Origin of the sequence: Cognatishimia sp. F0-27, from assembly GCF_020667845.1 — a bacterium.
Lineage (GTDB): Bacteria > Pseudomonadota > Alphaproteobacteria > Rhodobacterales > Rhodobacteraceae > JAFMPQ01.
In genome coordinates, this window is record NZ_JAFMPQ010000009.1 from 1 (window position 1) to 11,927 (window position 11,927).

The 11,927-nt window shown below is 64.5% G+C and carries 11 protein-coding genes; 3 read left to right on the top strand and 8 right to left on the bottom strand.

What is annotated here, in order from left to right:
• Positions 1–816: 816 nt before the first annotated feature.
• The 6 genes from J1C49_RS06575 to J1C49_RS06600 all read right to left on the bottom strand — a co-directional run bounded on the left by J1C49_RS06575 (position 817) and on the right by J1C49_RS06600 (position 6,198).
• The gene (locus tag J1C49_RS06575) at positions 817–1,623 is read right to left on the bottom strand and encodes an ABC transporter permease (RefSeq protein ID WP_227445017.1); all 807 of its coding nucleotides are present in this window, start codon (positions 1,621–1,623) and stop codon (positions 817–819) included.
• Between the two features lie 136 nt (positions 1,624–1,759).
• Positions 1,760–2,641, bottom strand: a complete 882-nt coding sequence (locus J1C49_RS06580) for an ABC transporter permease subunit (RefSeq protein ID WP_227445125.1) — start codon at positions 2,639–2,641, stop codon at positions 1,760–1,762.
• A gap of 187 nt (positions 2,642–2,828) precedes the next feature.
• Entirely contained in the window at positions 2,829–3,563 is a 735-nt protein-coding gene (locus J1C49_RS06585) for a transporter substrate-binding domain-containing protein (RefSeq protein WP_227445018.1), read from the bottom strand.
• A gap of 540 nt (positions 3,564–4,103) precedes the next feature.
• Positions 4,104–4,880, bottom strand: coding sequence for an amino acid ABC transporter ATP-binding protein (locus tag J1C49_RS06590; protein WP_227445019.1), 777 nt, complete (start codon positions 4,878–4,880; stop codon positions 4,104–4,106).
• A 98-nt stretch (positions 4,881–4,978) separates the two neighbouring features.
• Positions 4,979–5,761 carry a PhnD/SsuA/transferrin family substrate-binding protein gene (locus tag J1C49_RS06595; RefSeq protein ID WP_227445020.1) on the bottom strand — a complete coding sequence of 261 codons (783 nt, stop codon included), beginning with the start codon at positions 5,759–5,761 and terminating at the stop codon, positions 4,979–4,981.
• Positions 5,758–6,198 carry a TerB family tellurite resistance protein gene (locus J1C49_RS06600; RefSeq protein WP_227445021.1) on the bottom strand — a complete coding sequence of 147 codons (441 nt, stop codon included), beginning with the start codon at positions 6,196–6,198 and terminating at the stop codon, positions 5,758–5,760. Before J1C49_RS06600 ends, J1C49_RS06595 begins: the two co-directional genes overlap by 4 nt.
• Before the next feature lie 235 nt (positions 6,199–6,433).
• Here J1C49_RS06600 and J1C49_RS06605 point away from each other — a divergent pair, with 235 nt between their 5' ends.
• Complete coding sequence (locus tag J1C49_RS06605; protein ID WP_227445022.1) at positions 6,434–7,666, top strand: aminotransferase class V-fold PLP-dependent enzyme; 1,233 nt, start codon at positions 6,434–6,436, stop codon at positions 7,664–7,666.
• A gap of 63 nt (positions 7,667–7,729) precedes the next feature.
• On the opposite strand, the gene J1C49_RS06610 is transcribed toward J1C49_RS06605, so the two are convergent.
• Entirely contained in the window at positions 7,730–8,233 is a 504-nt protein-coding gene (locus J1C49_RS06610) for a hypothetical protein (protein WP_227445023.1), read from the bottom strand.
• Between the two features lie 141 nt (positions 8,234–8,374).
• Here J1C49_RS06610 and J1C49_RS06615 point away from each other — a divergent pair, with 141 nt between their 5' ends.
• Positions 8,375–9,796 (top strand): deoxyribodipyrimidine photo-lyase, encoded by a 1,422-nt coding sequence (locus tag J1C49_RS06615; RefSeq protein ID WP_227445024.1) that lies wholly within the window; start codon positions 8,375–8,377, stop codon positions 9,794–9,796.
• A 273-nt stretch (positions 9,797–10,069) separates the two neighbouring features.
• Here the strand turns inward: J1C49_RS06615 and J1C49_RS06620 are convergent, their stop codons facing one another.
• Positions 10,070–10,591, bottom strand: coding sequence for a hypothetical protein (locus J1C49_RS06620; protein ID WP_227445025.1), 522 nt, complete (start codon positions 10,589–10,591; stop codon positions 10,070–10,072).
• 125 nt (positions 10,592–10,716) lie between these two features.
• On the opposite strand from J1C49_RS06620, the gene J1C49_RS06625 reads away from it, so the two are divergent.
• Positions 10,717–11,925 carry a cyclopropane-fatty-acyl-phospholipid synthase family protein gene (locus tag J1C49_RS06625; RefSeq protein ID WP_227445026.1) on the top strand — a complete coding sequence of 403 codons (1,209 nt, stop codon included), beginning with the start codon at positions 10,717–10,719 and terminating at the stop codon, positions 11,923–11,925.
• The last annotated feature ends 2 nt before the right edge of the window (positions 11,926–11,927 follow it).

Here is an 11,927-nt window from a genome sequence, read left to right on the forward strand (position 1 = left end):
GCACCGCACCGCACCGCACCGCACCGCACCGCACCGCACCGCACCGCACCGCACCGCACCGCACCGCACCGCACCGCACCGCACCGCACCGCACCAGGCTGCACGGCGACGGACCACGTCGCACCGCGGCGGACTACCTCGTACCGCGGCGGACCACCTCGCACCCTAGCGGACCACCTCGCACCGTGGTGGACCACCTCGCACCGTGGTGGACCACCTCGCACCGTGGCGGACCACGTCGTACCGCACCGCCCAAACGACACCGTAGCAGATCACCTCCTACTACACCGGATCCGCTCGGACCGGGCCGACCTCTGCGGCATTGCCCCGATACGCCCGATCTCAAACCCTTGCGGCCTTGCGATCCCGCTTGGCCTCGCGCTGCGCGCCACTCAGCCTTCCGTCGCCACCGCAATCGGGATCGCAGTCGCATCGCGCGCGGCCTGACCAGCGCCTTCAACCGGCCTCTCTGATCCCATCCCGCCGCCGGACCAAACCGAACCGCCTGCGATCGGGCCGGGGGCTGCTCGCGAAGCGCCCTGCCGTGTCGCCGCGCCGTGCCGCCCGCCCACGGGATTGCCCCGCACCCCCGATGATCGCACCGCGGCTGTCCTGCACTTGGCTCCATGGCGCATAATGGTCGGATGCGGCGCGCCCCCTGCCATCGTTGCGCGCCGCCGGAAGGACTGCCCCGACGTGCCGCATGGCCACGGGACCACCGCGCATGCGCCTCGGGTCATGCTGCGCATGCGATACACATGGATTGTGCATGGATTGTGCATACCCGCCCGGCGGCCCGATGCGTGCCACCGGGGGCTAGCGGATCATGGTCATCCGCAGCTTGACCCGCGCGCGCGATTCCTGCGGCAAATGACGGTTCAGCCGCTTGTTGATCGCTCCGAAAACGCCAATGACAACAAGCGTGAACAGGATGAAATAGCCCGCAAGGATCGGGTAGGGCACAAACGGGTTGAAGGTCTTGTCGGCAAAGTAATTGGCGTAATAAAGCGCATCCCCGCGCTGCTGCCATGCCGGAAACCCTGAGAAGAACACCAAGGTCGTGGCATGAAACAGAAAAATCGCCTCGTTGGTATAGGCCGGCCACGCCAGCCGAAGCATGGTTGGCCAGGTGATCTTGCGAAATTTCGGCCAGCCGGAAAACCCGTAGGCATCCGCCGCTTCCATGTCGCCCTTGGGGATGGATTGCAACGCGCCGTAAAAGATCTCGCCGGAATACGCCGCGGTGTTGAGGAACAACACGATCAACGCGCCCGCCCAGGCCGCTGTCAGCGGATCGAAGATCGGCGAGACCGATTTCAGGGACAGGAAACAGAAATAGGCAAAGAAGAACTGGATAAAGAGCGGTGACCCCCGGAAGACAAAGATGAACCATTCCGACAGCTTGCGCAGCACACGCACCCGCGACGCCTTGCCCACGGCCACCGCCGTGGCAAGGAAGAACCCGCTGACCAATGCCATCACGCCAAAATAGATATTCCAGATCATCCCCGAGCCAATCAGCACAAACTGTTGGCACAGCGTGAAATTATCCCGTGGCAGCAGGCGCTCGCCAATGCCAAGGGAGCGCAACCCGTAATCGGCCAGCGTTTCCCAGCAACTCATGACGCGGCCTCGTCAAACCGGGCCAGCGCGTGTTTCTTTGGGCCCGAAATATCCCGGGGGAGACGCGCCGTGGCGCGTCGGGGGCAGCGCCCCCGGATCATGCCCCGGCAGCGGTATGCAAGGCGGACGGACGGGCTCATGCCGCTTTCCTTGCGGCTTCACCCGCCACGGTGGCCTGACCATGGGTCAGACGTGCCATGATCCGGTCCAGCACAAGTTCCGACACGCGCGTGAAAGCCAGGTAAAACACCAGCAAGGCCAGGAAATACCACACCCGCCAGTCGCCATGCGGATAATCGGTGAAGCGCGGCGTCTTGGCGCCGCCCAGTTCGCGCGCCCAGAACACGATGTCTTCGACGCCAAGCAGGAACAGCAAAGGGGTCGCCTTGATCAGAACCATCCAGAGGTTTGACAGGCCCGGCAGCGCATAGACCCACATCTGCGGCACGAGGATGCGCCAGAAACACTGGCGCCGCGTCATGCCATAGGCCTCTGCGGTCTCGATTTGTGTCCGCGGGACCGCGCGCATCGCGCCGAACAACACATTGGCCGCGAAAGCCCCGAACACGATGGCAAAGGTGAGCACGGCCAGCAGGAACCCATAGGATTCATGCACCCATTGCGGTGCGTTGCCCAAGGGCAATTTGGCCAGATCGCAGACAACGAAATCGGACCCCTGCCGGATGGGCTGATCCCAGTCGGGACAGCGGACCTTGTGTCGGATCCACTCGAAAGCCTGGTCGAGCGCGATGACAAAGAACAGGAAAAACGCGATATCCGGCACGCCCCGCACGATGGCAATATAGCCTTTGCCGACCCAGCGCAGCGGGGCAAAAGCAGACCGTGCCGCGGCCGCACCGCCAAATCCGAACATGAGCGCCACCGGCGCGGTGATGGCCAGCAACAAGAGCACCGTGCCGAACGAGGCATAGAACGCCATGTGCTTGCCCGTGGTGAGGTAGCAACTCAGCCATGTCAGGCCGCTGAGCGTGTCCGGTTGTGCACAAAAGGAGAAGATGACTTTTGTCCTTTGCCCGTGATGGGGTCAGATCTTCATGGTTTGTCGCGTTTCTGGTGGCAGAGCGCAAGTCTGTCCGATCGCAGTGCCGGACCCGTCCTTTGGGAAAACGGGGCAGGGCGGGCCTGCCCCGTTGGGTATATGGAGCGCGACAGGGGGCGGGCCGCTCGCGCGGCCACAACCCGACTCAGAAGCGCGGGCTGTCCTCGCCAAGATGCTCGATGATCAGAGCATTGAGCGACCCGTCATCCTTCATCGACTGGATAGCGGCGTCGAATTTTGCGCGCATTTCCGGATCGCTCTCGCGGAAGGCCATGCCGATCCCGCCGCCAAGCGGCACATCTTCGCCGATGAACATCATCGCGCCGCCGGATTCCTCGACCACGGGGATGAGGAAGTCCTTGTCGGCGAGAACCGCATCGGCCTCGCCGGCTGCCACGGAGGCGATGGTCTCATCGGGGTTGGGGAATTCGACCAGCGTCGCGCCCGCCATTTCGGCGATATGCGCTGCCTGGATGGTGCCGGTCTGGGCCGCGATCACGGCGTTTTCGAGGTCGATATCCGCGGACATACCGACATAGGCGGAGGGTGAGGGCGGGGTGTAGTTCTGTGTGAAATCCACCACCTCTTCGCGCTCGGCGGTGATCGACATTCCCGCGATGATCGCGTCATAGTTGCCGCTTACAAGGTTGGGAATGATCGAATCCCAATCATTTGTGACCCATTCGCAGGTCAGCTCCGCGCGCTCGCAAAGCGCGTCACCCAGCTCGCGTTCGAAGCCGGCCACTTCGCCGTTGTCGTCGAGAAAGTTGTACGGAGGGTAGGCGCCTTCGGTGCCGAGGCGAACGACGGAATGCCCGTCTGCCATGGACATCGTGGCCGCAAAGGCCAGAACGGCGCTGCTCAGGAATAGCGATTTCATGGTGTGTCTCCCATAGGTGGCGCCGATCGGCGGCGCCGGTTTTCAGCCCACGTCATTGGCTGCGTGGAATATGGCGATGGAGGGTTATCGAGAAGCCCGGAGAGTGCAAGAGGGAAAGCGTGTCATGGCCGGTCGTGGCGGCGCGTTCCCTTGCGTCAGCGCGCAAGATGCCGGAGCAATGTGCACGCCGTCAAGACCGTGGCACCGCTTGGCTTCGGTGGAGGGGGCGCTGCCCCCGCCTTCGGCTCCCCCGGGATATTTGACGCCCAAAGAAGCGAAGCGTCGCGCGCTTCTGGCTGTCGGGTTTCCGTGCTGTGCCGGATCCTGACGCTCGGGGAGTAGCGGCAAGCGGGTCAGACGGGCCGGGGCCGGGGCCGGCAGGCGCAGGCAGGCGCAGGCGCGCGGGTCGTGCTGGGACGGCCGGCGGCATCCGCGTTTGGGTCAGGCGGAATGGCGGATGCAGGGCTCGCGGCCTTTGCGATTGGACAGCGGCCAGGGTGCATCAGGCTCCCGCGATGCAGCACATGCGGTCGCGGGCGGTCAGGCGGGCATGGTGGCGGAGAGAAACCCCTTGAGCCGGTCGGTCTTGGGCGCCCCGAACAGCGTCTCCGGCGCCCCTTCTTCAGCAACCAGCCCTTCGTGCAGAAAGATCACATGGTCGGACACGTCCGCGGCAAGGCGCATGTCATGGGTCACGATCAGCATGGTCCGGCCTTCCTCGGCCAGAGACTGGATGACCTTGACCACTTCCTGTTCGAGTTCCGGGTCCAGCGCGGAGGTGGGCTCGTCAAAGAGCAGCGCCTCGGGTTCCATGCACAGCGCGCGGGCGATGGCGGCACGCTGTTGCTGTCCACCGGAAAGCTGCGCGGGGTAGGCATCGCATTTGTCGCCGATCCCGACCTTGTCGAGGTAGCGCCGGGCGTCTGCCTCGGCCTCTGCGCGGTCGCGGCCCAGCACCGTGACCGGCGCCTCCATCACGTTCTGGAGGATCGTCATATGGGCCCAGAGATTGAACTGCTGGAACACCATCGACAGGTTTGTTCGGATGCGCAGCACCTGCGCGGGGTCTGCCGGCTTGCGATTGTGGCCGGTGCCGTGCCAGGTGACGGGTTCGCCCTTGAACAGGATTTCACCCTGCTGGCTGTCTTCCAGCAGGTTGCAACAGCGCAGAAGCGTCGATTTTCCGGATCCTGAAGAGCCGATCAAAGACACCACACATCCCTTGGGGGCGGTCACGTTGACGCCTTTGAGCACTTCGAGCGCGCCATAGGCCTTGTGCAGGTTGCGGATCTCGATGACGGGGGCGGTCTGGGTCACGGTGGCTGTCCAATGCTCGGGCGTCTGCTGTCAGATGCGGCCAGTCAATCCGTAATCGCGCGTGAAATGCAAGGGGTGAGCGGCGTGTCGCTTCGGGTTTATGATGGCTCGGCAGCAGGCGGGGGCGCGGGAACCGGCACGGCATGATAATCCTCCGGGTCCAGCACCGTGAAGCTCAGAGGGCCTCCCATCGCGTAGGGATCGTCGGGTTCAAACCGCAGGACCGCGTCGCGCAAGGCCCGGCGCAGCGGTTCGGGGTCGGTATGCCTTGCGGTGATCAGCGGCAGCGCCGGCGTGGTGACGGAGCGCCCGGCAAGCTGGATCTCGCGGCTGCGCGGGTCGGAGCGTTTCAGCAATTGCCATGTGACCGCGTCGATATAGGCGATGTCGGCGCGCCCCTCGGCCACGGCAGCCAGCGAGGCGGCATGGGCACCGGTGTGCAGGTAACCCGTGAACCGGAGTGGCGCAGAAAACGGCGTCGCGTGCTGGCTGACGGCCCAGCCGGATTGGCTGTCGGCTGCGTTGTAGGCGAGGGTGAGGGTGGGTCGCGCAGTCTTGTCGCGCCGCGCCTTCCATGTGGCCCGGTTCATGATGACGCGCGAATAATAGTGCCCCGGCGCGCAGTCGAGTCCGAAACCGAGCGTGCCCACATAGGTCACCTCCCCCTTGAGCGCGGTGCGGAAGGGCAGACCGCAAGTCATCGATAGCGCCAGATCCGGTGAGCGCCAATGCGCGCGCCAGTCGCGCGGCAGATCCTCCGGCGGGGTCAGATCGGGTAATGCGAGCCCATCACGCGCAGCGCAGGATTGCACCTCGGACCAGAACGCGCGCCACCGTGTTGCGGTGCCCGCGTTCCAGTACATCGGCAGGCTTGCGATCATCCGGCCTTGTCGACCCTCTGGCGGGCGAGGGCGCTGTCGCGGTCGTTCACGCCGAGCAGGTTGGCCACCAGCCGCAGCAGCGCGTCTTCTTCGGCTTCGCGCTTGCCATCGGCCAGCACCACTTGCCACAGGGCCTCGATCACGCCGATCCGGTCTTCGTAGGGCACCGCGTCCTTGATCGCGCGGGTGAAGCGGACGGTATCGGGGGCCTCGGCCTCCACCGCTTCGGCCTCGCCACGCAGCTTGGCAGCCTCGAAGGGCGAGAGCCCGTAGCGGGTGGCGGCGATGCGGTCGATCCGGGCGGCTTCGTCTGCGTCGAATTGACCGTCTGAGCGGGCAACGCGAACAAGCAACGCGGTCAACGCCAGACGGGCATCGCTGTCTTGCAGGGGCGCGGGATCGGGCTCTGTCAGCCGTCTTAGGAAATCACTGAACATGCCTGTGATATAAGCGCGGGGCAGGCTGGCGGAAAGTCCCGAACGGCAATTCGCGTCGACTCGCCTACCGGGGGCGACGATACGGCACCCTCCGCGACGCGCGGCCGTGCCGGCACCCGCCGTCTGACCGGGGAGCCAAACCGACCGGGCCCTGGGCCGGAAGCGCCTGTGCGAAGGCGGCTTGACGCCGCTTTGGACGCGCGCTTTCTATGGGCGAAACCGTGAGGAGTGGACCATGCAAGACCAGACCCCGGACAACCTGCCACCGGAACTGGACGTGGCCTTTGTGCGCGCGCAGTTTCCGGCCTTTTCCGAGCCGAGCCTGGAAGGGCAGGCCTTTTTCGAAAACGCTGGCGGGTCCTATACCTGTGGGCCGGTGGTTGACCGGCTGCACCGGTTCTACACACAGCGCAAGGTCCAGCCCTACGCGCCTTACGAGGCGTCCCGCCTTGCCGGCGCGGAGATGGATGAGGCGCGCAGCCGTCTTGCAGGCTTGCTCGGGGTCGAAACCGACGAGGTCAGCTTCGGGCCGTCCACAACGCAGAACACCTATGTTCTGGCTCAGGCCTTTCGGAGGTTCATGGCACCCGGCGAAGCCATCATCGTCACCAACCAGGACCACGAAGCCAATACCGGCCCTTGGCGGCGGTTGGCGGATGAGGGCATCGAGATCCGGGAATGGCGGGTGGACCCGACGACGGGCACCCTGAACCCCGATGATCTTGAAGCGATGCTCGATGACAAGGTGCGGCTGGTGTGTTTTCCGCATTGTTCCAACGTTGTCGGAGAGATCAACCCGGTGATCGAGATCACCGCGCTGGCCCATGCGGCCGGGGCGTTTGTCTGTGTCGACGGTGTCAGCTACGCGCCGCATGGCTTTGCCGATATCGGTGCGATGGGGGCCGATATCTACCTGTTTTCGGCGTACAAGACCTACGGGCCGCATCAGGGGATCATGGTGATCCGGCGCGCGCTTGGCATGGCCTTGCCGAACCAGGGACATGTGTTCAACGGCGACACGCTTTACAAGCGCTTCACGCCGGCCGGTCCGGATCATGCGCAGGTGGCTGCCAGTGCCGGGATGGTCGATTACATCGAGAGCCTTGCACGCCATCACGGGGTGGCTCCGCGGGCGGTCCATGACATGATGCGCGCCCATGAAAAGCGGCTGTTGCAGCCTCTTCTCGATGCGGTGAAGTCCCGCAATGCCGTGCGGCTCATTGGCCCGTCCGACGCGGCGCGCCGCGCGCCCACCGTGGCGCTTGCGCTGCGACGTGAGGGAGAAGCGGTCGCCGCCGAACTCGCAGCCCACGGCATCATGGCGGGGGGCGGGGATTTCTATGCAGGCCGTGTGCTGACGGCCATGGGTGTGGATCCCGCGCGAGGCGTGTTGCGCCTGTCCTTCACCCACTACACAACCGAAGACGAGGTGACGCGCCTGATCGAGGCGCTGGACGCGGTGCTCTGACCGGGCCGTCGGTGTTGAAGACGGGTTCAAGCCCTCTGCGGAGCGAGGCTCGGAAATCCGTCTTCAGCTCAGACAGGGCGCCAGAGGCAAACGCGCGCGCCCGGTGCCGTCAAACGCGGCGCTGTTGCCGGTTGCGTCATCGGAGACCCGTGCGCCGGTGATCTCTTCACCCGATACGGTGATTTCCCGCGCGCCCGCAGTGTCGTCGACGTCGATTGTAAACGCCACGGTCTGGCCCGGAGCCATCCCGGTGAGCGACAGCGTCACAGAGCGGTCGCCATCGCCCACATCCGGCGTGCCGGATACCAATTCCGCGCCCTCGACCAGACGGAACGGCTGAAACACCTGCACGCCCATGCCGCGCTCTGTGGTGTCGAAGATCAACCCCGCCGCGGAGCCACTGAGATCGATCTGCAGTTCCATCGGCCCGAGGGCACAACCGCTGGCATTGGTGATGCTGAAACGGTCCGTGGGGGCCCCTTCGACAAAGCGTACGTCGAGATCGGCCAGAGCCGCGGAGGCAAGGCAGGCGACGCCGAGGGCGGCAATCGGAATGAGGCGGGTCATGGCGCTGTCCTGTGATGAGTGCGGCAGCCGACAAGGTGGCGCAGGCGCGGTGTGGATCAAGGGCGCGTGCAACAAGCGCTTGCCTTGACGGCCCGCGCTCTAGGTTGCGCAGGAACGACAGAACTTAGGCAGGAGCATGTTTTGGCTGACCGCGCGCCCATCATCGTCTGGATTCGCAGGGACCTGCGGCTTTCCGATCATGCCGCCCTTTCGGAGGCGGCCAAATCCGGGCGGCCGGTGATCCCGGTCTTTATACGCGATGCGCTTGTGGACGGGTTGGGAACGGCGCCACAATGGCGGCTCGGTCTTGGCGTCAGCCATTTCGCACAGAGCCTGTCGGAGAAGGGCTCGCGGTTGATCTGTCGCAGCGGCGCGCCGAAGGCGGTGCTGTCAGAACTGGTGGCCGAGACCGGGGCCTCGGCGGTGTGGTGGATGCGCGCCTATGATCCGGACAGCGTGGCGCGCGACACGGAGGTGAAGGCCGCGCTGCGGGACGACGGGATCGAGGCCCGCAGTTTTGCCGGGCATCTGATGTTCGAACCCTGGACGGTCGAGACGAAGCAGGGCGCGTTTTACAAGGTGTATACTCCGTTCTGGAAGGCGGTGCGCGGCCGCGATGTGCCGGAGCCATTGCCCGCGCCCGGAACGCTTCCAACACCCGAACACTGGCCGGAGAGCGAGGATCCGGCGCGCTGGGACCTTGGGGCCGGAATGCGTCGCGGAGCCGCGGTGGTGCGCCCTTACGTCCGGCTTGGCGAAGCGGCGGCGCAGGGGCGGTTGGGTCATTTCATCGCCGCTATCGTTGCGGGCTACGATGACAGCCGCGACCAACCGGGCAGCGACGGCACCTCCAACCTGAGCGAAAACCTCAGCCTTGGCGAAATCAGCCCCGCGCAGTGCTGGCATGCGGGGCGGCGCGCGATGGAAGAGGGCAAGCCCGGCGCGGAGACCTTTCTCAAGGAGTTGGTCTGGCGCGAATTTGCCTATCACCTGATGTTTCATACACCGCGGCTGCTGACGGGAAACTGGCGCGAGGAATGGGACGCCTTCCCGTGGAACGAGGATGAACGCAAGGCGGAGGTCAAGGCCTGGAAACAAGCGCGCACGGGCATACGCTTCGTGGATGCCGGACTGCGCGAGATGTATGTGACGGGCCGGATGCACAACCGCGCGCGGATGATCGTGGCCAGCTATCTGACCAAACACCTGATGTGCCATTGGCGCATCGGTCAGAAATGGTTCGAGGACTGCCTGATCGACTGGGACCCGGCGTCCAACGCGATGGGCTGGCAATGGTCTGCGGGCTCCGGGCCGGACGCAACGCCGTATTTCCGGGTGTTCAACCCGGTCACGCAGCTCGACAAGTTCGACAAGAACCGCGCCTATGTGGGCCGCTGGATCGCGGAAGAGAAATCGAACCCTTCCGATGAGGCGCTGGCTTATTTCGATGCGATCCCTGAGCGATGGGGCATGACGCCTGAGGACGCTTACCCTGCGCCGATCGTGGCGGCGGATGTCGGGCGCAAGCGCGCGCTGAGCGCTTACGAATCGCGGGATTTCTAACCGGCTGACCGGATGACAGATGCCTCTTGGCCCCATTGGAATAAAGGGCGTTTTCGATGCCATCACGGGGCGTTACAGGAGGATCTTCAACCCGGCAGGGGCCGGTGTATTCTTGTTACCGCAGACCGAAAGGCCGGCGATCCGTTCGGACCCGTATGGGCACGGGGATGTGCGCGTCTGCCGCGCGCGAGGCGCGACGACGAAGCCGCGCCCGGATTTCGTCAGGGTGACGCGCACGAGTCCAAACGCGCGCGAGAAAGGGCTTTCCCGGCCTCAGTTCGCGACGCCGGAGAGCCGCGTGATTTCCACCCAGACGCTCTCGCCGGACCCCGTGGCAACCCGGCACACGGCGGCATCCTCGCGACAGGTTTCGACAAACCCGCCTTCGCCCCGGCCAAGCGACCCGGTGCGTTCTGACAGGTCGCTGTCGGAATAGGTGGGCACCGCGCCGCCGCCGAGGTTGAAGTAGGGGATATCGGGCGACACGCGCGCTTTCCAACCCGTCCCGCGCAGGCGCGCGGCCGGTTGCGGGCTGTCTTCCGGCGGGGCCGGTTCAGCGATGCTGAGCGATCCGGGCGCCGCTGCGGCGGCCTGTTGTTCACCGCTGCCAGCGTCGTCCTGAGCGGTCGCGTTGCCGCCGGACCCGGCGCCGGACGCCTGGTCCTGTGCGCTGTCCTGCGCTGCCGCGCCACCTCCCTGGCCGCCGAAATCGGGTATCATCTGTTCGACAGTCTCGCAGCCGGTCAGCGCCAGACAGAGCCCCAGCCCCAGAGCAAAAGGTGAAATTCGGATCATCTGCGCCTCCTTTGCGCGATTGTTATCCACATCAAACACCAATTCCTGCGATTAACCAAACGTTTACGCTTGTCAGCGGGGCCATCGGGTCTAATCTGTCACGCAATTCAGAAAACAGGCGCCCGATGATCCTTACCGATGTGAAAAACCAAGCGAATTTGCCACGTTACTTTTCCCGCGTCTTCGAGATGGCCCGGGGCATGAACAACGGGCGGCTCGATTTCGTGTTGCCGGATGGCCGCCGATTCCGGGCCGAGGGCAAGAACCCCGGACCTGTGGCCGAGCTTGATATCCACAACCCCGACATCTTTGCGCGGCTGATCCGCGAGGGCGATCTTGGGTTTTGTGAAGCGTATATGGACGGGTGGTGGTCGACGCCGGACCTGATGGCTTTCATGGACCTTGTGCATGCGGATAATGAAGACCTCTATGACGGATTTCCCGGCATGGGGCTGGTGCGTGCCTACGAGCAATTGCGGTTCTGGCTGCAATCCAATTCACGCAAGCAGGCGCGCAAGAACATCTCTTACCACTACGATCTGGGCAACGACTTCTACGGGCTGTGGCTGGACGACACCATGACCTACAGCTCCGCGCTGTTCGAAACCGGACAGGAGAGCACCGAGAAGGCGCAGATTGCCAAATACGCCTCCATGGTTGACCAGATGGGTGCCAAACCGGGCGACCATGTGCTTGAGATCGGCTGTGGTTGGGGCGGGTTCGCCGAATATGCCGCCAAGGAACGCGGCCTGCGGGTGACCGGGCTCACCATTTCCGAAGAGCAGTTCAAATACGCACAGGAGCGCATCGCGCGCGCAGGTCTTTCGGATCGTGTGACATTCAAGCTGCAGGACTACCGCGACGAGCGCGGCTCTTACGACGGTATTGCCTCGATCGAGATGTTCGAAGCCGTGGGGGAGAAATACTGGCCGGTGTATTTCGAAACCGTGCGGGATCGGCTCAAACCGGGCAAGAACGCGACGCTGCAAATCATCACGGTGCAGCACCGCCGGTGGGAGGTGTACAAACGGGGCGTTGATTTCATTCAGAAATATATCTTCCCCGGTGGCATGTTGCCCTCGCCCGTGGTGCTTCGGCAGGAAATCGAAAAGGCCGGTCTTGCCGTGGCGCGCTCCGTCGAGTTCGGCGAAAGTTACAGCCAGACCCTGCGCCGCTGGCACGACACGTTCAACGCGCGGTGGGATGACGTGGCCAAGCTGGGCTTTGACGACAGGTTCCGGCGGATGTGGAATTTTTATCTGACGTCTTGCGCGGCAACATTCCACAGCGGAAACTGTGATGTGACACAGATCACCATCACGAGACCGTCCTGACA

Coding starts and splice junctions, on each gene's coding strand:
- J1C49_RS06610 (WP_227445023.1), bottom strand. CDS start 8,233: ATGACCCGCCTCATTCCGATTGCCGCCCTCGGCGTCGCCTGCCTTGCC.
- J1C49_RS06620 (WP_227445025.1), bottom strand. CDS start 10,591: ATGATCCGAATTTCACCTTTTGCTCTGGGGCTGGGGCTCTGTCTGGCG.
- J1C49_RS06575 (WP_227445017.1), bottom strand. CDS start 1,623: ATGAGTTGCTGGGAAACGCTGGCCGATTACGGGTTGCGCTCCCTTGGC.
- J1C49_RS06595 (WP_227445020.1), bottom strand. CDS start 5,761: ATGATCGCAAGCCTGCCGATGTACTGGAACGCGGGCACCGCAACACGG.
- J1C49_RS06585 (WP_227445018.1), bottom strand. CDS start 3,563: ATGAAATCGCTATTCCTGAGCAGCGCCGTTCTGGCCTTTGCGGCCACG.
- J1C49_RS06625 (WP_227445026.1), top strand. CDS start 10,717: ATGATCCTTACCGATGTGAAAAACCAAGCGAATTTGCCACGTTACTTT.
- J1C49_RS06600 (WP_227445021.1), bottom strand. CDS start 6,198: ATGTTCAGTGATTTCCTAAGACGGCTGACAGAGCCCGATCCCGCGCCC.
- J1C49_RS06605 (WP_227445022.1), top strand. CDS start 6,434: ATGCAAGACCAGACCCCGGACAACCTGCCACCGGAACTGGACGTGGCC.